Genomic DNA, 19,607 nt, shown 5'->3' on the forward strand with positions numbered 1-19,607 from the left:
ATACTAGTCGGCTGTCATCCGTGGGCGTCGGCCGGCCCACGAGAACCCGCCCCCGACGACTGCCTGGTGGCGCGTGGAAGCACCAATCACCGTGTCCACGCGTCGTTTCCTGGTCGATTGGGCACTGCCCGGCAGCCAGCGGGAGTCGTGGGCGTTCGCGACCCAGCCTCCTCACCGGTGTCGTCGGTGCGAGTGATGGTGGCCTCGTGCATGTCGTCGGCGGGTGCCAGACGGCCCGTGTCGGGGAGCGGTCGGATCCGCGACGGCGGTCTCCGCGGCGACAGCGAGCGAACCGGCCAGTGCCAGTGCACAGACACTCGCGAGGGGACGTCGAACCCGAGACATGAGGACCTTTCGCCGCCAAGAAGTTGGAATAACGTCCCAGTTTCACCGTCGGGCCGATCCTGGCTCGTAGGCTGGGCTCGAGGTGAATGGGCGTGACGCAGGATTCTGAGGAGCAGCAGGCGCGTGACCGGCGGGTCGGTCAACAGGCGCGGTGGGTCGACCTCGAGGTGCAACGAGCGATCGCCCGCGGCGACTTCGACGACCTCCCCGGCGCGGGCCGGCCCATCGAGGACCTCGGAGACGAGCACGACCCCGACTGGTGGCTCAAGCGGCTCATCGAGCGGGAACGGATCAGCGTCCTCCCGCCGGCACTCGCCCTGCGCACCGAGGACGCCCGGCTCAGGGATGAGCTTGACGCACTCGGCTCGGCCGAACAGGTCCGAGAGGCGGTGGAGGACTTCAACCAGCGAGTCATCGAGGCGCGGCGGCAGCTGCAGGGCGGGCCACCGGTGGTCACGGCGCTTCGCGACGTCGAGGCGGAGGTGTCCTTGTGGCGGGAGCGGGGTGAGGAACGTCGACGCTCCCGGCAGCGGGAGCGCGACGACCCCACGCGGCGCCGACGGCCGCGAGGGTTCCTGCGCCGGACCCGACGAGCAGACTGACCCCATGCAGCTGAGCCGGCGCCTGGACACGTCCGAACCGGTCTCGATCGCGCTGTCGCTCGCTCCCCTGCGCCGCGGCCCCGCAGACCCCGCCGTGGTCGTTGACGACGGCCGCTGGTGGCTCGGCACCCGCATGGCCACGGGAGCAGCGACGCTGTGCCTGCAGCAGGTCGGGACCCAGGTCATCGAGGCACACGCCTGGGGCCCGGGCGCTGAGGAGAGACTGGCGTCCCTGCCCGATCTCCTCGGAGCGCACCAGTCCCCCGGACAGTTCCCCGGCGGCCACCCCCACGTCGTCGACGCCGCACGACGATTCCCGGGCCTTCGCATCCCGGCCACGGGGCGGGTGCTCGAGGCGCTCGTGCCCGCCGTCCTGGAGCAGCGGGTGCTGGGGGTTGACGCGTTCGCGTCCTGGCGGCGCCTGCTCACGGCTCACGGCGGACCGGCTCCCGGACCGGCCCCGTCGCGCCTACGCGTGCCGCCCTCGGGCGAACAGTGGGCGGGGCTCGCGTCCTGGCAGTGGCATCGTGCCGGAGTGGACCCGCAGCGCTACCGCACGGCGCAGCGATGTGCCCGCGTCGCGCCCCAGCTCGAACGGGTCGCGGCACGTGGCGACCACGAGGCCACCTACCGGGCACTGCGCAGCATCGCGGGAGTCGGGGTGTGGACCGCTGCCGAAGTGGGAGGCCGCGCGCTCGGCGACACCGACGCCGTACCGTTCGGCGACTACCATCTCGGCCACCTGGTCGGCTCGGCGCTACTGGGCCAGCGCCTGCACGTCGACGACCACGCCGGGATCGCCGAAGCCCTGGAGCACTCCCGGCCGCACCGGCTGGTCGCGCTGAGACTGCTCGAGCTGAGCCCCCACGTCACTCTCGAGCGTCGCGGACCACGACGCAGCCGCATGGACCACCGGGCCCATTGATCCGTCCAGAGATCAGCTGGAGGCCCAGACTCTCCGACACGTGGAGCCACGGCGCTTCCGTGCAGTTCGCTGCGATCACCCCTACCGTGAGTGACGTCAACATGTGATCCATCTCGGGGAGGAATTCTCATGATCGTCAAGCCCGCCGCAGTCGACTGGCAGACGGGCGTCGAAGACGCCTGGTCGTCCGTCGCGGCCTTCGCGCCGAAGCTGCTCGTCTTCCTGGTGATCCTGCTGATCGGCTGGATCATCGCCAAGGCAGTGTCCAAGACCTTGCAGGTCGTCCTGCAGAAGGTCGGGTTCGACAAGGTCCTGCAACGAGCAGGCGCCTCCGAGCTGCTGGGCCCCACAGGGATCAGCCCGCTCGGACTGTTCGGCAAGCTCGTGTACTACTTCATCCTGCTGATCGCGTTGCAGCTGGCGCTGTCCGCGTTCGGACCGACGAACCCGGTCAGTCAGATCGTCAACGACATCGTGGCGTTCCTGCCCAGGGTGTTCGTGGCCGTCGTGATCCTGGTGATCGTGGGTGCCATCGCCAATGCGGTGCGTGACATCCTCAGCGCCAGCACGGCCCGTCTGTCCTACGGTCCGTTGCTGACCAAGATCGTCAGCATCACGATCGTGGCGCTGGGTGTGATCGCGGCCGTCAACCAGGTCGGCATCGGCCTGTCGGTGACCCTGCCCGTCCTGATCGCAGTGCTCGCCACGGTCGGTGGCGTCATCGTCGTCGGCGTCGGCGGTGGGCTCATCGGCCCGATGCGCAGCCGCTGGGAAGGCTGGCTCTCCACCTTCGAGCAGGAGACCAGGGCCCAGAGGGGTCAGGAGGCACCAGCGCAGCACGTCGATCCCGCTCCGCCGAGCGATCCGGGACCGTCGCAGATCTGAGCACGGCTGCCACGACGGCGGGGCCGGCGAGCACCAGATGCTCGCCGGCCCCGCTCTTTCGTGCGCGCACACGGCCTGAGGCAGTGTCTGCCCAGTCCTGTCTGACTAGTCCACCTGCAACACCCTGTCGACGAACGAGTGGACACGCTCGAGGAGCTCGGGGATACGCTGATCGCCCCGGCCTGACACCGATATCTGGTGTGGCTTCAAGGGCTGGCGGGCCCGTTGCGAGCACGCGAAGTCCTCGCACACGTACACACCGACGGTGTCACCGGCGCGGCCGCGCGCACCCGCCCGCTGGGCCACCACAAGCCGAGCGCCACCGGGCGCGTCCGATGTCTGGCACCAGTCGCACATCGTCTGCCGTCCGGTCGCGGTGCCGGGCGGAAGCCTCAGCTCCACGGCGACCACCCGCTCGTACCTCCCCGCATCCACCACGAGGTACCCACGCCGGGGTGCCTTCGGATCGCTCCATCCGAGGAAGTCCCGGTCCTCCAAGCGCTCGGGCGGCCACGGTCTGGGGAAGGTCACAGCCGCGGCCCGGCTCCGTGAGCTGTTGACGAACGAACGTCGAATCTCCGACTGCTCGATGAGCTGCATGATGTCCCTCCGTGGTGTCCAGATCGACCGTACCTAATACATATAGGCAATCCAAATCAATGTGTAGGATGGTTGTCATGCCCCGCGTCGGACTGACCTCCACCAGATTGGCGACGGCGGGCGCTGAGGTGGCCGATGCCATGGGCTTCGATGCCGTCACGGTCTCCCGCGTCGCCCGCCACGTCGGCGTCAAGCCGGCCAGCCTCTACTCACACCTCACGGGATCTGACGATCTGCGAACCAAGGTGTGCCTGCTCGCCCTCAGCGAGATGGCCGAGGGCGCGGCGGACGCCCTCGCGGGGCGAGCGGGCCGGGAGGCGCTCGCCGCCTACGCCGAGAGCTTTCGCAGCTACGCCCGACGTCACCCGGGACGGTACGAGGCGAGTCATCGCAGGCTGGACCCCGCCACCGCCGAGGCGAGCGACGGACGACGACACACCGATCTTGCGGTGACGATCCTGCGAGGCTACGCGGTGCCGGAGTCCGAGCACGTCCACGCCGTCCGCCTGCTGGGGAGCAGCATCCACGGGTTCGTGAGCCTCGAGGCAGCCGGGGGGTTCAGTCACAGCGCTCCGGACGCAGAGGCGAGCTGGACGCGCGCCATCGATGCGCTCGACCACGTGCTGCGTGGGTGGCCCGCACCATGACTGTCGGGCATCTGAGACCCTGAGTGTGTGCCGCCGTGGATGCGGGCCGCGTTGGCCCTCTTTGCCGTCGGGTGGGGAGCCAACCAGTTCGCGGCGATCCTGCCCGTCTATGAGTCCCACGGTGCCAGCAGCGCAGAGGTCACGGCGCTCTTCGGCGCCTACGCCGCGGGACTCATCCCCGCACTGCTGATCGTGGCCCCGATCTCCGACCGACTCGGGCGCCGTCGTGTCCTGCGCCCCGTCCTGGTCCTGTCGTTCGTGGCCACGGTCGTGCTCATCCTCGGCCAGGACTCCTCGCTCCTCCTGCTCCTCGGACGGCTCCTCGCAGGGATCGCGTCCGGGGCCGCCTTCGCGCCGGGCACCGCATGGGTCAAGGAGCTCTCCGCCGCCGCGCCGGGTGTGGGCGCGCGGCGTGCCGCCATCGCCCTGACCGCCGGCTTCGGCACCGGTCCCCTCGTCGCCGGCGTCCTCGGCCAATGGGTCGCTCACCCGACGGTCGTGCCCTATGTCCCGCACCTGGTCCTGACCGTGCTGGTCTGGGCCGTCATGTGGCGTGCCCCGGAGCCTGCCGCCTCTGACGCGGGCCACGGCGACGACCTCGTGCGCGGCGTCCGCAGGGCGATCACCTCACGGCGTTTCCTCACCCAGGTCGTACCGACGGCACCGTGGGTCTTCGGCGGGGCGACGCTGGCGTTCGCCGCCATTCCGTCGATCGTCGCCGTGCCCGGGCCCCACATCGCCGTCGGCGGTGTCCTGGTCGCCACCACACTGGCTGCCGGGATCCTCCTGCAGCCCGTCGGGCGGCGCCTGTCGATCACCGCGACGCTGCTGACCGGTGGCGTCGCCGGAATCGCCGGGTTCCTCCTGGCCACGGCTGCGGCCGCCGCCGGTGTGGCGTGGCCCGTGCCGATCATCTGCGTGCTGCTCGGCGCGGCGTACGGGCTGATCCTCGTGGGGGGCCTGCGGACGGTCGAGGAGGTCGCACATCCAGGCGACCTGGCGAGCGTGAACGCGGTGTTCTACAGCCTCACCTACGTGGGCTTCGCTGCGCCGTACCTGGTCACGCTGCTGGTGGCTGCCGTGCCCGGCTACGTGGCGATGGTGATGGTGGCGGGCCTGCTGGCGACCAGTGTCGGTGTCGCCGTCGCGGGCCGCCGCCACGCCTCAGTCGGCTGAGCCGGACAGGATGGCCGCAGCCAGCTCCTCGGGACGGCTGAGCGCGTTGAGATGCCCGCCCGGCAGTGTCTGCACGGGCAGGCCCAGACGCTCCTGCGCCACTCGCCGCTGCATCTCCGGCGGAAAGAGCCTGTCGTCGTCGCCGACGAGCACCCGGGTCGCGACCTCGGGCCACGCCTCGAGCGGCCACGGATCGTTGAAGGCGCGCTCGGCCTGCTCACGCTCGTGCTCGAGTGCCGCGGCGACGAGCTGCGGCGAGAGGTCGTGGAAGAAGACGGTCTCGAGGCTGAATCCCGCATCGGGATCACGGCCCGCCGCCGCCTCGGCCTCCCGACGGGCGGCACGCTGACCGACCGCCTTCCACCACTGCGCGCCTGACTCACCGGGGAGCGGGATCATGGCGTTCACCAGGACCAGCTCGCGCACCTCGAGCCGCGGGACGGCCGCCGAGGCACTGAAGCCACCGAACGACTGCCCCACGAGCACGACCTCGCCACCGTCCCGCGCAGCAGAGACCACCCGGTCGACGGAGTCGAGCAGTGCCGCGTCCGGGTCGTTCCCGGGCAGGTCGACGGCCACGGCCCGACGCCCACCGGCCTGCAGCAGTGGCACGACGCGATGCCAGTACCACGCAGACCCGCCCGCTCCCGGGACGAGCACGATCAGCGGAGCACCCATGCTCAGAGGAACCGGGAGCTGTCGCCGGCGCCCTCGCGCACGACCTCCGCGGTCCCGTCGGCGAAGTCGATGACCGTCGTCGGGTCGGCCGTCACGTCACCGGACTCGACCACGGCATCCACCTGGTGGTTCAGCTCCTCCTTGACCAGCCAGCCCTCGGTCATGGCCTCCTCCTGCTCGGGGAGGATCAAGGTGCTGCTGAGCAGTGGCTCTCCCAACGAGGCCAGGAGCGCCTGGACGACGACGTGGTCGGGGATGCGGGCACCGACGGTCTTCTTCTTGGCGTGCAGCAGCCGGCGAGGCACCTCGCGTGTCGCCGGGAGGATGAACGTGTACGGCCCCGGCGTCGCGTTCTTGACAGCGCGGAAGATGGCATTGTCCACGTGCACGAACTGGCCCAGCTGGGCAAAGTCCTTGCACACCACCGTGAAGTGGTGCTTGTCGTCCAGCCTGCGGATCGCACGAATGCGCTCCAACGCGTCCTTGTTGCCCAGCTGCGCTCCGAGGGCGTACCCAGAGTCCGTCGGATAGGCCAGCAGCCCTCCGTCGAGCACGACCTGCATGGCCTGCTCGACTGCTCGCGGTTGGGGATTTTGCGGGTGGATGTCGATGAGGCGTGCCATGTCCGAAGCGTAGCGAAGGAGGCTGAGCGTCCCCGAGGGACGACGCGCGGGCAGGGCCCCGGAAACCGTCCACACACCGGTGTCCACCCAGTAGACATCGTCCGTCGAAGGGCCACAGGCAAATTACGCTGGCCATCGACCATGGGTTCGACCCCCATCCCACTTCGACCCCGCCCCATCACGTACCCGAGAGGAGCGCCATGAGTGACGCGACACCGACGCTGGCCGAGCGTCGCGAGCGACAGCTCGCGCACGATGCGGCGCGCGAGGAGCACCACCGCACCCGTGAGCAGGTGCTCGGACCCCGTCGCGGCACCGCGGAGCTGAAGGCACTGGCCGGGCAGGGCGCCGCCCTGCCCGCCGATGCTGACCACGACGCGGTCCTGGCCTGGGTGGCCGAGACGTTCGGCTACCGCACCGCCGTGGCCTGCTCGATGGCCGATGCCGTACTCCCCCACGTCGTCGCCCGACACCTGCCGTGGGTGGACACGCTGTTCCTCGAGACCGGCTACCACTTCGCCGAGACGATCGGCACCCGTGACGCCGTGGAGTCCTCCATGGAGCTGACCATCGTCGACGTCACCCCTGAACGCACGGTCGCCGAGCAGGACGCCGAGCACGGCAAGGACCTGTTCGCCCGCGACCCCGCGGCATGCTGCGCCATGCGCAAGGTCGAGCCCCTCACCCGGACCCTGGCCGAGTACGAGGTGTGGATCACCGGCGTGCGGCGCGACGAGGGTCCGACGCGTGCCGACACCCCGCTGGTCACGTGGGACGACAAGAACGGTCTCGTCAAGGTGAACCCACTGGCGGCCTGGACGTTCGACGACGTCCTCGCGTACGCCGACGACCACGACGTGATCGTCAATCCCCTCGTCCACGACGGTTACCCGTCGATCGGCTGCGCACCCTGCACACGGCGTGTCGCCCCCGGCGAGGACCCCCGAGCCGGCCGCTGGGCCGGTCTGGACAAGACCGAGTGCGGCCTGCACACCTGATGAGAAGGAACTCATGACCGTCACTGATGACGCGCGGCCGACGCGCCCGTCCTACCTCCTGGACCAGCTGGAGTGGCTGGAGTCCGAGGCGATCCACATCATCCGCGAGGTGCAGGCGGAGTTCGAGCGCCCGGCGCTGCTGTTCTCCGGCGGCAAGGACTCCGTCGTGATGCTGCACCTGGCCACCAAGGCGTTCTGGCCCGGCCCCGTGCCGTTCCCGGTCCTGCACGTCGACACCGGCCACAACTTCCCCGAGGTCCTGGCCTTCCGTGACGCCACCGTCGAGCGGCTCGGCCTGCGGCTCGTCGTGGCGAGCGTGCAGGACTACATCGACGACGGCCGGCTGCGCGAGCGTGCCGACGGCACCCGCAATCCCTTGCAGACCCAGCCGCTGCTCGACGCCATCGGGGAGCACCGGTTCGACGCCGTGTTCGGCGGCGGTCGGCGCGATGAGGAGAAGGCTCGCGCCAAGGAACGTGTCTTCTCGCTGCGCGACGAGTTCGGGCAGTGGGATCCGCGCAACCAACGTCCTGAGCTGTGGAACCTCTACAACGGCAGGCACCGGCCCGGCGAGCACGTCCGCGTCTTCCCGTTGAGCAACTGGACCGAGCTCGACGTGTGGCAGTACATCCGCCGGGAGGACATCGCGCTGCCGAGCCTGTACTACGCGCACGAGCGCGACGTCTTCGAGCGTGACGGCATGCTGCTGGCGGTCGGTGAGCACGCGGTTCCCAGGGAGTCCGAGCCGGTCTCCACCCAGCTGGTCCGCTACCGCACGGTCGGGGACATGTCGTGCACCGGCGCTGTTCGCAGCGATGCGGCGGACGTCGAGGCCGTCATCACGGAGGTGGCTGCGACCCGCGTCACCGAACGAGGCGCCACCCGCGCCGATGACCGGATCTCCGAGGCCGCCATGGAGGACCGCAAGAAGGAGGGCTACTTCTGATGAGCATGCCGACCTTGCTGCGGCTGGCCACGGCCGGCTCCGTCGACGACGGCAAGTCCACCCTCGTCGGACGGCTGCTGTACGACTCCAAGTCCGTGCTGGCCGACCAGTTCGACGCCGTCGAGCGGGTCAGCCGCGACCGCGGCATGGAGACCACCGACCTCGCGCTGCTGACCGACGGGCTGCGCTCCGAGCGTGAGCAGGGCATCACGATCGACGTCGCCTACCGGTACTTCGCCACGGCCGAGCGCTCCTTCATCCTGGCCGACTGCCCTGGGCACGTGCAGTACACGCGCAACACGGTCACCGGCGCCAGCACTGCCGACGTCGTGGTCGTGCTGGTGGACGTTCGCCAGGGTGTGCAGGAGCAGACCCGACGTCACCTCGCCGTGGCCTCGCTGCTGCGCGTGCCGCACGTGATCGTGGTGGTGAACAAGATCGACCTCGTCGACTACGACGAGCAGACCTATCGGAGCGTCGCCGCGGACGTGCTGAGCACCGCGGCCGGTCTGGGTCTGAGCGACGTCACCACCGTCCCGGTATCGGCTCTCGTGGGTGACAACGTCGTCGACACGTCCAGCCGGACGCCGTGGTACGACGGCCCCAGCGTGCTGGCCCTGCTGGAGACCATCTCACCGGTCGGTGCACCCCACTCCGAGCCGTTGCGCCTGCCCGTGCAGCTGGTGATCCGACCTCAGTCGGCTGCCGATGAGTCCTTCCGTGACTACCGCGGGTACGCCGGACAGATCGCCTCCGGGCTGGTGCGCGTGGGCGACCCGGTCACGGTGCAGCCAGGGGGCCGCACGAGCACCGTGGCAGGGATCGATGCCGCGGGCACCGAGCTCACGGAGGCCTTCGCGCCGCAGTCCGTGACGTTGCGGCTGAGCGACGACATCGACATCTCCCGCGGCGACCTCATCGTCACCTCTCGCAGCGTCCCGGCCGTGACGCAGGACATCGACGGCACGGTGGCCTGGCTCGTCGACCACGATCTGGTCCCCCGGACCAAGGTGTTGCTCAAGCACGGGACCAGGACCGTGCAGGCGATGGTCACCGAGATCGGCGGCCGGCTCGACCTCGACGCCGCCCGCCTGGAACCGTCCGAGACGCTCGGCCTGAACGACATCGGACATGTCCGGCTCCGGTTGGCATCGCCGATCCCGGCCGAGGAGTACCTGCACTCGCGGGCGGGCGGATCGTTCCTGCTGGTGGACGCCCAGGACGGCACGACGCTCGCGGCGGGCATGGTCGGCGATGCACTGTTGTCCACGGCGGGGGCGCCGGGCCACGGGCGGCAATCTGGCACAGCTGCGGTGTGAGCCGTCCATGACCGAGGGCAGCTTTCCCCTCACGCTCCGTCTGGCCGGTCGGCCGGTGGTGGTCGTGGGAGGGGGCCATGTGGCGACGCGTCGGGTACACGCCCTCGTCGACGCCGGTGCGGACATCACGGTGATCTCCCCCACGCTCACGGCGCGGCTCACCGAGCTGGCCGAGTCCGGTCGTCTCACGTGGCACGAACGTGGCTACGCAGACGGCGACCTGGAGGGCGCGTGGCTCGTGCAGACCGCCACCGGCGTGCCGGAGGTGGACGACCAGGTGGCCGCCGATGCCGAGCGGCAGCAGACCTGGTGCCTCAAGGGCGGTGACCCTGACCGGGCGACGGCCTGGGTCCCTGCGGTCGCCCGCGTCGACGACGTCATGGTGGCTGTCAGCGGCGGCGGTGACGCGGGACGCGCCGCACGGTTGCGAGATGCCGTCTCGGCGGCCCTGCAGGCTGGTGAGCTGCCGTTGCGGCACCGCACGCACCATCCCGAGGGCTTCGTCGCGCTGGTCGGGGGCGGCCCGGGGCACCCGGACCTGCTGACCGCCCGGGGGCGGCGCCTGCTGGCTGAGGCCGATGTCGTCGTCGTGGACCGGCTCGCCCCGACCTCAGTGCTCGCGGAGCTGGCGCCCGACGTCGAGGTCGTCGACGTCGGCAAGAAGCCCGACCACCACCCCGTTCCGCAGGAGGAGATCAACCGGCTGCTCGTCGAGCACGCACGGGCCGGCCGCGTCGTCGTGCGCCTCAAGGGTGGGGACCCCTACGTGCTCGGTCGCGGCGGCGAGGAACGCCAGGCCTGCGAGGCAGCAGGGGTCCCGGTCGAGGTCGTCCCCGGGGTCACCAGCGCCATCTCGGTGCCCGCGGCCGCGGGCATCCCCGTGACGCATCGGGGCCTCGCCACGGGGTTCAGCGTCGTCACGGGTCATGAGGAGCTGGACGCACTGCCCACGGGCGGTCAGCACACCCTGGTCCTGCTGATGGGGGTGAAGCGGCTCGCCGAGACCGCCGCCGAGCTCATCGCCTCCGGTCACTGCGGCGAGACCCCTGCGGCGGTGGTCGAGCGTGGATTCAGCGACACCCAGCACACCACGGTCGGCACGTTGCGGACCATTGCGGCCCGAGCGGAGGAGGCCGGAGCACGACCGCCGGCGATCACCGTCATCGGCGACGTCGTGCGCCTCAGCCCGCACTGGGACGGGTCCTCGTAGGCCGCTCGCCGGGGTGGGGCGCGAACTGTCGGCCGCGGTACGCCGGATGAGGGACCATGGAGCGTGCGCCCCACGCTCCCCGTGCTCGGACTCCTCCTCGGCGGCCTGCTGGCCGGCTGCTCACCGTCTGCGGAGACGACCGTGCTGCCGGAAGGCGTCACGCTGCACCTCGACCAGTCCCGCATGGAGCGGCAAGGTCGTGAGGTGTTTCTCCGGGTGACGAACCACGGCGACGAGCCGATGCACATCACCGGGTTCGTGCTCGAGTCGGACCGGTTCGAGCCGGTCGTCTGGGAGGGCGAGGAGACCGTCTCAGCGGGCTACGAGCGCGATCTGGAGTTCGAGCTGCCACCATCACGGTGCGGCGCCGAGCCCAACGCCAACGATCACCTCCGAGCCGACGTCGAGCTCACCTACCGGTTCGGCGACCAGGGGCGGACCTCACGTGGCACGGCCGTCGACCGCTACGGCGCCGTGACTCGCGCCATGGACGGTGACTGTGCGCGTCACACGCTGAAGGAAGCAGCCGACCTCACCGTCGGCGCACCGCAGGTCGTCCACCCTGACGCGCGTCCGGTCCTGGAGGTGCCCGTCACGCTCGCGCCGACCGGGCGGCGCGACGACGTCCGCTTCGGCGGATTCGAGCCCACGGTCCTGTTCACCACGATCGAGGACCCACACGACGACCTGGGCGTCAGGCTCGGACCGGACGACCCGGTGCTCCAGACAGCCTTGCGCGTCGTCCCCGCCCGGTGCGACGCGCACGCGCTCGCGGACGACAAGGTGGGCACCCTGTTCGGCGTGCGTGTGCTGGCCGACGACCTTCCTGACGGTGCCGCCTTCTCCCTGCCTCTGCCCGATGAGACCAGGACGGCGCTGAAGACGTACTTGCAGTCGGCCTGTGGGCTCGACTGAGCCCGCTCAGCGCTCCAGGTGGGCGCGCAGTCCGAGGCGTCCCCGACGCATCATGTGATGGTGGGCACCGATGAAGGCAGGCCGCAGCAGCGGCAGGGTCCGGCGCATCCACGGACGCCTCACCGTGACCGTCCAGTCGATCAGCGCACTGCTCGCGTCCGATCCGTGCTCGATCAGTGAGGCGGCCGCGCGTCCCCGGAGGTCTCCGTCGCACAGGAAGCTGATCTGCTCGGGAGCACTGGCCGTCAGGCCGTGCAACCGGAACCGGAGACGATATGCCAGGACGCTGCGGGCCTCGAGCTCGATCTCGTCCCCGTCACGATCGACCACGTGCAGGCCGGGCCACCAGATGAACGGGTCCGGCGCATCGACGAGCTCCTCGAAGACCTGCCACAGCTCGCGACGAGGGACGTCGAAGCGCCAGCTCGACCGGAAGTGCATGACCTCCCGGTCCGTGTCGCTACCCGGTTGCGCGTCCCGACCGGGATTCAATCGTCCTGTCCCCGCGCAGTATGGGTGCGCGGGGGCCTTTCTCCCCCGGTGCGACGCAACCACCACAGACCGAGCAGCGGTAGCACGAGTGGCACGTAGCCGTAGCCGGCGCCGAAGCCCGACCACACCGTGGCGTCCGGGAACAGCTCGCCGTCCACCACGGTCACCAGGCCCACCGCAAGCACTCCGAGCAGCTCGAATCCGATCGTCCACCCGGCCAGCGCACGCCGGTCGGTGGCCAGTGCCACCGTAGCCAACAGGTACACCAGACCTGCGACCGCGGACAGGGAGTAGGCCACCGGCGCCTCCCCTGCCTTGCTGAGGAGCTGGTAGGTCGAGCGTGCCGTCGCGGAGAGCGCGAAAACGGCGTACACCGCGACGAGCGCACGACCGAACCCGTGCTGGGTGGGCTCAGACAACGTTCCCCTCCCAGATCCCGTGGACACGCAGGACGAGTGCCGCGACCGTCACGAGAGCGACGACGACCACCCCGGTCCCCCACCTGCTCTTCTCCGAGATGCCCCAGATGAGCGCTGCGGGTGGGATCACGACGACCGTGACGAGGTAGGAGACGAACAGGACGCCGTCGACGTCGCGCGAGGTCTGTGCCAGGGCGACACATCCCCCGACGAGTGCGGCGAGGAGAGCGACCTCGAGCGCACTGAGGACATAGAACAGCGGATTGCTGAACGGTTCGCGTCGCCAGGTGTGCCACCCGGCGAGGACGGCGCCACCGAGGGAGAGCAGTACCAGAGCGATGGCGATCGGCTCGGTCACGACGGTCCTTGTGTCCAGTGGTCTCGGCAGCGATCCGGACGATCGCGGGTCGACGTCCCTGAGTCTTGCACGCATCACGGTGACCGATCCTCACAGGGTGCGGCCAGGCCCACATCACCCAGGTCCACGCGCAGTCCGACACCCGTCAGAGGCCGACGACGCACCTGCCATGATGTCGCGGTGACCGCACCGATCGTCATCACGTCAGCCGCGATGGCTGTCCCGTCCGGCTACTACCGTCCGCTGGAGGCTGCGTTCACCGCGCGGGGCTGGCAGGCCCGGACCCTGCCGACCTCCGGGTTCGAGCGCGGCGGCCCGACGGCCTCGCGCCGGCACGACTGGAGCTACGGCAGCGAGGTCGAGTCGATGCGGCGTGCCGTCGCCGAGGCCCGGCAGGAGGACCCCCGGCGGCCCGTCATCCTGCTCGGACACAGCCTCGGCGCCCAGCTCGGGGCGATGCACCAGATCCACCACCAGCCGGCCGACGGGTTCGTCACCGTCGGCGCGGGGGTGCCGCACTTTCGCAGCTACCCCTACGGCGGCCTCGGGGTCCTGTTCATGGGTCTCAGTGTGCCCGTCGCGACCAGGATCGTCGGCTACCTGCCACGTCCCTTCTTCGGTGCCCCCGGCGCCCGGACACTCATGCGTGAGTGGGCCCGGTTCGTCCGGACCGGGCGGCCGCCGTTCGAGGTGCCCCACCGGATCACCTCCCCCACCCTCGTGGTCAAGCTCCAGGGTGATGCGCTGGCAGTCTCCGCAGCCAACCACGCCTACGTCGACCTCTTCTTGGAGCCGGAGGCGACGACCCGCTGGACCTACCTCGCGGAGCACGCTCCCGCGGGCGCCACCACCGACCACGTCGGCTGGGTGAGGAGCCCCGAGGTCGTGGTGGAGCAGATCGTGCAGTGGTGGGCGGAGCAACAGTGAGCCGACCCCGTCAGGCGAACGCCTCCACCGGGGGGCACGAGCAAGCCAGGTTCCGGTCCCCGTAGGCCTGGTCGATGCGTCCGACGGGCGGCCAGTACTTGTCCTGCGTCTCCCCAGCCGGGAACACTCCGGTGGCCACCGGGTAGGCGTGCTGCCACTCCAGCAGCTCACGGCCGGCGTGCGGTGCCTGGGACAGCGGGTCGTCCCCCTCGGGGTACTCCCCCGCCGCCACCAGGTCGATCTCGGCGCGGATCGCCAGCATCGCGTCGCAGAAGCGGTCGAGCTCGGCCAGGTCCTCGGACTCCGTCGGCTCGACCATCAAGGTCCCGGCCACCGGGAAGCTCATGGTGGGCGCATGGAAACCGTGGTCGATGAGCCGCTTGGCGACGTCGTCCACGCTCACGCCGGTCTCCTTGGACAGACCACGCACGTCGAGGATGCACTCGTGGGCCACCAGGCCGCTCTCGCCGGTGTACAGGATCGGGAACGCCCCCTTGAGCCGCGCTGCGACGTAGTTGGCCGACAGCACCGCCACCGACGTCGCCTCGGTGAGCCCCTCGGCACCCATCATCGCGACGTAGGCGTACGGGATCGGCAGGATCCCCGCCGACCCGTAGGGGGCCGCGCTGATCGCCCCGATCCCCTCTCGACGTTCGGCCACAGGGTGCATGGGATGGCTGGGCAGGAACGGCTCCAGGTGGGCCGCCACGGCCACCGGGCCGACCCCGGGACCGCCTCCGCCGTGCGGGATGCAGAACGTCTTGTGCAGGTTGAGGTGCGAGACGTCGCCGCCGAAGCTGCCGGGCTCGGCATGGCCGAGCAGTGCGTTGAGGTTGGCGCCGTCGACGTAGACCTGTCCACCGGCGGCGTGCACGATGTCGCACAGCTCGCTGATGCCGTCCTCGTAGACGCCGTGGGTCGAGGGGTAGGTGACCATGATGGCCGCGAGATCGTCGGCGTGCTCGGTGCACTGGGCCCGTAGGTCGTCGAGGTCCACCTCGCCGCCCTCCGTCGCCTTGACGATGACCACCCGCATGCCGGCCATGATGGCCGAGGCCGCATTGGTTCCGTGGGCGGAGCTGGGGATCAGGCAGATGTCCCGGGCCTCGTCGCCGTTGCTGCGGTGCCACGCACGGATGGCCAGCAGCCCGGCGAGCTCGCCCTGGGAACCGGCGTTCGGCTGCACCGAGACGGCGGCGTAACCGGTGACCGTCGCCAGCCAGGACTCCAGCGTCTCGACGAGCTCGATCATGCCTGCGGCGTCCTCGGCCGGCACGAACGGGTGCAGGTCGGCGAAGCCCGGCCAGCTGATCGGCTCCATCTCTGCGGTGGCGTTGAGCTTCATCGTGCACGAGCCCAGCGGGATCATGCCGCGATCCAGGGCGTAGTCCCGATCACGCAGCTTGCGCAGGTAGCGCAGCAGCTGCGTCTCGCTGCGATGCTCGGTGAAGACCGGGTGGGTGAGGATGTCGTCCTCGCGCAGGAGCGCGTCGGGCAGTGCGGACGCCACGTCGTGAGGCACGGCCGTCTCGATGCCGAATGCCCGCCACACTGCCTGCAGGTGCGAGGTCGTCGTGACCTCCGACGTGCTCATCGCCACGTGGTCGGGGTCGACGAGGCGCAGGTGGATCCCGGCGGCCCGGGCACGGCCCACCACTGCCTCCGCCTCACCGGGCACTCGTGCGACGACCGTGTCGAAGAACGTCTCGCGGGTGACCTCGACCCCGGCACGGGTCAGGCCCTCGGCGAGCGTGGCCGCCGCGTGGTGGACGTTCGTGGCGATGCGCCGCAGCCCTTCAGCGCCGTGGTGGACCGCATACATCCCGGCCACCACCGCCAGCAGGACCTGGGCGGTGCAGATGTTGGACGTCGCCTTCTCACGCCTGATGTGCTGCTCGCGTGTCTGCAACGCCAGGCGGTACGCGGGCCGCCCGGCCTTGTCGACCGACACACCGACCAGCCGCCCCGGCAGGTGGCGCTCGAGGCCGTCACGTACTGCCATGAACCCGGCATGGGGTCCACCGTAGAACATCGGGACGCCGAAGCGCTGGCTGGAACCCACGACCACGTCAGCCCCCAGTGAACCCGGCGAACGCAGCAGCACCAGGGCGAGCGGATCGGCCACCACCACCGCCAGACCGCCGGCGGCGTGCACGGCCTCGATCACCGGTGCGGGGTCCGTGACGGCGCCGTCGGCAGCGGGATAGGCGATGATCGCACCCGCGACGTCGCCCGGGAGATCCTCGGCCCCGAGGTCCACCTCGAGCACGTCGATCGCCAGCGCCTCGGCGCGGGTCCGCACCACCGCGAGCGTCTGGGGCAGGAGCCGGGAGTCCAGGACGATGGGCCGCAGGTCCTTGCCACGGGCGACACGTCGCACCAGGGTCATGGCCTCGGCAGCCGCGGTGCCTTCGTCCAGCAGCGAGGCATTGGCCGTGGTGAGACCGCAGAGGTCGGCGATCATGGTCTGGAAGTTCAGGAGCGCCTCCAGGCGGCCCTGGGAGATCTCCGGCTGGTACGGCGTGTACGCGGTGTACCAGCCCGGGTCCTCCAGCACGTTGCGGCGGATGACACCCGGCGTGATCGTCGGGTGGTAGCCGAGCCCGATCATGGAGACTCCCGGGTTGTTGCGCTCCGCCAGTGCCCGCAGGTTGGCCAGAGCCTGCGGCTCGCTGGCCGGTGCGGGCAGTGTGAGCTCCTGCCCGGACCGGATGCCCTTCGGCACGGCAGCCTGCATCAGGGAGTCCAGCGAGTCATGGCCCACGTGGCGCAGCATCGACTCGATGTCGGCGGGCCGTGGGCCGATGTGACGGTCAGCGAAGACGTCCTCGCGGGCGGGCGGATCGAGCTGGGGCATCGGGACTCCGGTGGGTCGGCATCTGGTGTGTCTCCCCACCTGTCACCGCTGAGCTCCAGGGCGCCTCGTCCACGTGGTCCTTGGTGCCTGAGAGGTTCCGGGGAGGAATTGCCCCTTCGGCGCCGCCTGCGCGATCTCTCCCACGCGTGTCCGCAGCACCTTCAATCTACCAGCGTCCAACACGACTCACGCCCATCCCGCCCCGGTGCGGCCAATTCCCATGACGTCATGGGAATTGGCAGGTGGGGGGCTCAGCTGGAGAGGCGGGCGCGACGCCGGGCCGAGAGCTCGTCGTCGCTGTGGTCCTCGGCGATGGTCCGCTCGCTGGGCAGCTCGTGCAGGGAGCCCTCGATCTCCTTCCAGACACCGCCGATGGCGATCCCGAAGACACCCTGACCACCCTGCAGAAGGTCCACGACCTCCGTGGCCGATCGGCACTCGTACACGCTGGCACCGTCACTCATGAGGGTGACCTCGGTGAGGTCGTCGGTGCCGCGCTGACGCAGGTGGTCGACGGCGGTGCGGATCTGCTGCAGGGAGACGCCCGCATCGAGCAGACGCTTGATGATCTTGAGCAGCAGGATGTCCTTGAAGGAGTACAGCCTCTGCGTGCCCGACCCGGTGGCCGAGCGCACCGTCGGCTCCACGAGCTTGGTGCGCGCCCAGTAGTCCAGCTGCCGGTAGGTGATGCCCGCAGCGCTGCAGGCCGTGGGACCGCGAAAACCCGTGTCCTCCGGAAGGGGCGCGAGGTCGTCGTTGAACAACAGGCCCTGGTCTCCGGCCTGCTCCTCGAGGTGCGACTGCTCGTCCTCGCCCTGTCGCTCGATCATGCAAGTGCCTTCCAGAAGGTGATGTGGGGAAGACTACCCTGAAGGAACTACATCCGTGTCCTCAACCGGTAGCAGTCTCAAGGTAAGGCTGAGACTTTTCCCGGTCAACCACCGCAGGGGCGCGTCGCTCCACAAAGTCTCGACCTCGACTTGAGCCTCGGTGGATCAGGGTTCCTGCCCGGTCTCGAAGTCCTCCGGATCGATCGCATCGAGGAACTCGCGGAACCGTGCCACCTGCTCGTCCTCGTCCTGCGAGGACTGGATCCCCGCCGCATCCAGAACATCTTCGGAGCACAGGATCGGGCTGGCGGTACGCAGGGCGAGGGCGATGGAGTCAGACGGCCGCGCATCGACACTCGCGCCGGAGGAGAAGAGCAGGCTCGCGAAGAACACCCCGTCCTCGACGTCGGTGATGCGCACCTCCTGCAGCTCCTCCCCGAGGGCCTGCACGATGTGCTGCATGAGCTCGTGCGTCAACGGCCTGGGCGTCTGCGCGCCCTGCTGCGCGAAAGCAATCGCCGAGGCCTCCACGGCACCGATCCAGATCGGCAGGTAGCGCGAGCCCTCGGACTCGCGCAGCAGCACCAGCGGCTGGTTGGTGGGCATCTCCACCCGGACGCCGACGACCTCGACCTCCCGCACGACGATCAACCCCTGAGCCGCTCTCGGACCAGCACCGTCTGCAGACGCACCGCCAGGGCGGCGATCTCGGCGAAGGTCTCGGCCGGATCATTCTCACGTCCGCGGGGTCCGGCGGCCTGCTCGAACAGCGACGCCTGACGGTCCGCCGCGGTGGCGAAGTGACGCAGGTGCCGGGGCTCCAGCCCCCGGGCAGCGAACTCCTTGACCACTGAGGCGATCACCAGGTCGTCACCGTCGTAGTACCGCTGGCTGGGCCGACGCCGGATCAGCCCGTGCTCCTCCACCTGCTCCAGGAGGTCGCTGCTGATGCCGCTGGAGTCCAGCACCTCCTGACGACTCAGACGCAGCTGGCTACGCCCCTCCAGGAAGCTCTGCGGCGGCGGCAGGCCGTCGTCGTCGACGACCACCTCCGGGACACGCGTCACCGCATCCAGCTCGGTCTGCGGAACCAAGCCACGGTCCATGTCGTCCAGCAGCTGCCGGATGTTGCTGAGCGGCCAGAACTTCTTCTGCTGACGCAGGATGAACCGCAGCCGTTCGACGTCGTCGAAGGAGAACTTGCGATAGCCCGACGGTGTGCGCTCCGGCTCCAGCAGTCCCTCGTCCTCGAGGTAGCGGATCTTGCTGATCGTCAGTGTCGGGAACTCTGGACGAAGTTCCTCGAGCACCTTGCCGATGCCGAGGCGGGTGACCTTCGGCAGGGGCTCGGTCACGCGCGCCCCGCCACGGCGCCGGAGAAGTAGATCAGACGGTACTTGCCGAACTGCACCTCGTCACCGCCGGAGAGGGCGATGTCGCGCTCGATGCGGTCTCGGTTGACGTACGTGCCGTTGAGGCTGCCGAGGTCGGAGACGACGAACCCCTCATCACCGCGCGTGATGGTGGCGTGACGACGCGAGACGCTGATGTCGTCGAGGAAGATGTCGCTGTCGGGATGCCGCCCCACCGTGACGCTGTCGGTGTCCAGCAGGAACCGGGCGCCGGCTCCGGGACCACGCTGCACGAAGAGCATCGCGCTGCCGGCGGGGAGATTCTCCACGGCGTCGACGTCGGCAGCCGTCATCTCCTCGGTGTCGGCCTCGATGAGCGGGATGTGTGTCGTCTCGTCCGACGGCGGCACCTGCTGCTCGTCGTCACCGGTGGTCATCGGCTTTCACTCCTGGATCTGGGGAAGTCGCACTGGTCGGCTCGGCGTGCTCGTCGCCTGACCTCA

At 69.9% G+C, this 19,607-nt stretch carries 22 protein-coding genes and 1 riboswitch; of the genes, 11 read left to right on the forward strand and 11 right to left on the reverse strand.

Translation table 11 applies throughout. From position 1 onward, the window contains the following. Nucleotides 1–437: 437 nt before the first annotated feature. The 3 genes from ACEVFP_RS09660 (at nucleotide 438) to ACEVFP_RS09670 (ending at nucleotide 2,757) form a co-directional block, all read left to right on the forward strand. The gene (locus ACEVFP_RS09660; RefSeq protein ID WP_375003634.1) at nucleotides 438–947 is read left to right on the forward strand and encodes a DUF1992 domain-containing protein; all 510 of its coding nucleotides are present in this window, start codon (nucleotides 438–440) and stop codon (nucleotides 945–947) included. A gap of 4 nt (nucleotides 948–951) precedes the next feature. Next, nucleotides 952–1,872, forward strand: coding sequence for a DNA-3-methyladenine glycosylase family protein (locus ACEVFP_RS09665; RefSeq protein ID WP_375003635.1), 921 nt, complete (start codon nucleotides 952–954; stop codon nucleotides 1,870–1,872). A 129-nt stretch (nucleotides 1,873–2,001) separates the two neighbouring features. After that, entirely contained in the window at nucleotides 2,002–2,757 is a 756-nt protein-coding gene (locus ACEVFP_RS09670) for a hypothetical protein (RefSeq protein WP_375003637.1), read from the forward strand. 105 nt (nucleotides 2,758–2,862) lie between these two features. Here the strand turns inward: ACEVFP_RS09670 and ACEVFP_RS09675 are convergent, their stop codons facing one another. Further along, entirely contained in the window at nucleotides 2,863–3,357 is a 495-nt protein-coding gene (locus ACEVFP_RS09675) for an FBP domain-containing protein (protein WP_375003639.1), read from the reverse strand. A 77-nt stretch (nucleotides 3,358–3,434) separates the two neighbouring features. On the opposite strand from ACEVFP_RS09675, the gene ACEVFP_RS09680 reads away from it, so the two are divergent. Both ACEVFP_RS09680 and ACEVFP_RS09685 read left to right on the forward strand, forming a co-directional pair. Continuing rightward, nucleotides 3,435–4,004, forward strand: a complete 570-nt coding sequence (locus ACEVFP_RS09680; protein ID WP_375003640.1) for a TetR/AcrR family transcriptional regulator — start codon at nucleotides 3,435–3,437, stop codon at nucleotides 4,002–4,004. Between the two features lie 27 nt (nucleotides 4,005–4,031). Beyond that, on the forward strand, nucleotides 4,032–5,180 hold the full coding sequence (locus tag ACEVFP_RS09685; RefSeq protein WP_375003642.1) for an MFS transporter: 1,149 nt from the start codon (nucleotides 4,032–4,034) through the stop codon (nucleotides 5,178–5,180). Here ACEVFP_RS09685 and ACEVFP_RS09690 read toward each other — a convergent pair. Next, a complete protein-coding gene (locus ACEVFP_RS09690; protein ID WP_375003643.1) occupies nucleotides 5,169–5,858 on the reverse strand; it encodes an alpha/beta fold hydrolase in 690 nt (229 codons plus the stop codon). The two genes, ACEVFP_RS09685 and ACEVFP_RS09690, sit on opposite strands and share 12 nt — an antisense overlap. Nucleotides 5,859–5,860: 2 nt before the next feature. Beyond that, complete coding sequence (locus ACEVFP_RS09695; RefSeq protein ID WP_375003644.1) at nucleotides 5,861–6,481, reverse strand: L-threonylcarbamoyladenylate synthase; 621 nt, start codon at nucleotides 6,479–6,481, stop codon at nucleotides 5,861–5,863. 200 nt (nucleotides 6,482–6,681) lie between these two features. On the opposite strand from ACEVFP_RS09695, the gene ACEVFP_RS09700 reads away from it, so the two are divergent. The 5 genes from ACEVFP_RS09700 (at nucleotide 6,682) to ACEVFP_RS09720 (ending at nucleotide 11,869) form a co-directional block, all read left to right on the forward strand. Continuing rightward, nucleotides 6,682–7,479 carry a phosphoadenylyl-sulfate reductase gene (locus tag ACEVFP_RS09700; RefSeq protein ID WP_375003645.1) on the forward strand — a complete coding sequence of 266 codons (798 nt, stop codon included), beginning with the start codon at nucleotides 6,682–6,684 and terminating at the stop codon, nucleotides 7,477–7,479. 13 nt (nucleotides 7,480–7,492) lie between these two features. Next, nucleotides 7,493–8,425 carry a sulfate adenylyltransferase subunit CysD gene (gene cysD / locus ACEVFP_RS09705; RefSeq protein WP_375003647.1) on the forward strand — a complete coding sequence of 311 codons (933 nt, stop codon included), beginning with the start codon at nucleotides 7,493–7,495 and terminating at the stop codon, nucleotides 8,423–8,425. Between the two features lie 5 nt (nucleotides 8,426–8,430). After that, the gene (locus tag ACEVFP_RS09710) at nucleotides 8,431–9,744 is read left to right on the forward strand and encodes a sulfate adenylyltransferase subunit 1 (RefSeq protein WP_375003800.1); all 1,314 of its coding nucleotides are present in this window, start codon (nucleotides 8,431–8,433) and stop codon (nucleotides 9,742–9,744) included. 7 nt (nucleotides 9,745–9,751) lie between these two features. Next, complete coding sequence (cobA, locus tag ACEVFP_RS09715) at nucleotides 9,752–10,954, forward strand: uroporphyrinogen-III C-methyltransferase (protein WP_375003649.1); 1,203 nt, start codon at nucleotides 9,752–9,754, stop codon at nucleotides 10,952–10,954. A gap of 63 nt (nucleotides 10,955–11,017) precedes the next feature. Then, nucleotides 11,018–11,869: a hypothetical protein gene (locus tag ACEVFP_RS09720; protein WP_375003651.1), complete on the forward strand. Its 852-nt coding sequence runs from the start codon at nucleotides 11,018–11,020 to the stop codon at nucleotides 11,867–11,869. A gap of 6 nt (nucleotides 11,870–11,875) precedes the next feature. Here ACEVFP_RS09720 and ACEVFP_RS09725 read toward each other — a convergent pair whose 3' ends face one another. The 3 genes from ACEVFP_RS09725 to ACEVFP_RS09735 are packed head-to-tail and all read right to left on the reverse strand — an operon-like array spanning nucleotide 11,876 to nucleotide 13,138. After that, complete coding sequence (locus ACEVFP_RS09725; RefSeq protein WP_375003652.1) at nucleotides 11,876–12,310, reverse strand: hypothetical protein; 435 nt, start codon at nucleotides 12,308–12,310, stop codon at nucleotides 11,876–11,878. Nucleotides 12,311–12,357: 47 nt separating this feature from the next. Beyond that, complete coding sequence (locus ACEVFP_RS09730; protein WP_375003654.1) at nucleotides 12,358–12,780, reverse strand: hypothetical protein; 423 nt, start codon at nucleotides 12,778–12,780, stop codon at nucleotides 12,358–12,360. After that, on the reverse strand, nucleotides 12,773–13,138 hold the full coding sequence (locus ACEVFP_RS09735; protein ID WP_375003656.1) for a hypothetical protein: 366 nt from the start codon (nucleotides 13,136–13,138) through the stop codon (nucleotides 12,773–12,775). Before ACEVFP_RS09735 ends, ACEVFP_RS09730 begins: the two co-directional genes overlap by 8 nt. Nucleotides 13,139–13,318: 180 nt before the next feature. Here ACEVFP_RS09735 and ACEVFP_RS09740 point away from each other — a divergent pair, with 180 nt between their 5' ends. Beyond that, nucleotides 13,319–14,065, forward strand: coding sequence for an alpha/beta fold hydrolase (locus ACEVFP_RS09740; RefSeq protein WP_375003658.1), 747 nt, complete (start codon nucleotides 13,319–13,321; stop codon nucleotides 14,063–14,065). Nucleotides 14,066–14,075: 10 nt separating this feature from the next. Here ACEVFP_RS09740 and gcvP read toward each other — a convergent pair whose 3' ends face one another. The 5 genes from gcvP to ACEVFP_RS09765 form a co-directional block, all read right to left on the reverse strand. Then, the gene (gene gcvP, locus ACEVFP_RS09745; protein ID WP_375003660.1) at nucleotides 14,076–16,922 is read right to left on the reverse strand and encodes an aminomethyl-transferring glycine dehydrogenase; all 2,847 of its coding nucleotides are present in this window, start codon (nucleotides 16,920–16,922) and stop codon (nucleotides 14,076–14,078) included. Between the two features lie 64 nt (nucleotides 16,923–16,986). Next, nucleotides 16,987–17,075: riboswitch (glycine riboswitch) on the reverse strand. A 98-nt stretch (nucleotides 17,076–17,173) separates the two neighbouring features. Then, a complete protein-coding gene (locus ACEVFP_RS09750; RefSeq protein WP_375003661.1) occupies nucleotides 17,174–17,752 on the reverse strand; it encodes a MerR family transcriptional regulator in 579 nt (192 codons plus the stop codon). A gap of 165 nt (nucleotides 17,753–17,917) precedes the next feature. Beyond that, nucleotides 17,918–18,394, reverse strand: coding sequence for a bifunctional nuclease family protein (locus tag ACEVFP_RS09755; protein ID WP_375003662.1), 477 nt, complete (start codon nucleotides 18,392–18,394; stop codon nucleotides 17,918–17,920). Nucleotides 18,395–18,399: 5 nt separating this feature from the next. Next, nucleotides 18,400–19,107, reverse strand: coding sequence for a MerR family transcriptional regulator (locus ACEVFP_RS09760; protein ID WP_375003663.1), 708 nt, complete (start codon nucleotides 19,105–19,107; stop codon nucleotides 18,400–18,402). Then, entirely contained in the window at nucleotides 19,104–19,541 is a 438-nt protein-coding gene (locus tag ACEVFP_RS09765) for an FHA domain-containing protein (RefSeq protein ID WP_375003665.1), read from the reverse strand. The genes ACEVFP_RS09760 and ACEVFP_RS09765 overlap by 4 nt, the downstream gene beginning before the upstream one ends. Nucleotides 19,542–19,607 lie beyond the last annotated feature (66 nt).

Origin of the sequence: Aeromicrobium sp. CTD01-1L150 (assembly GCF_041951745.1) — a bacterium.
GTDB lineage: Bacteria > Actinomycetota > Actinomycetes > Propionibacteriales > Nocardioidaceae > Aeromicrobium.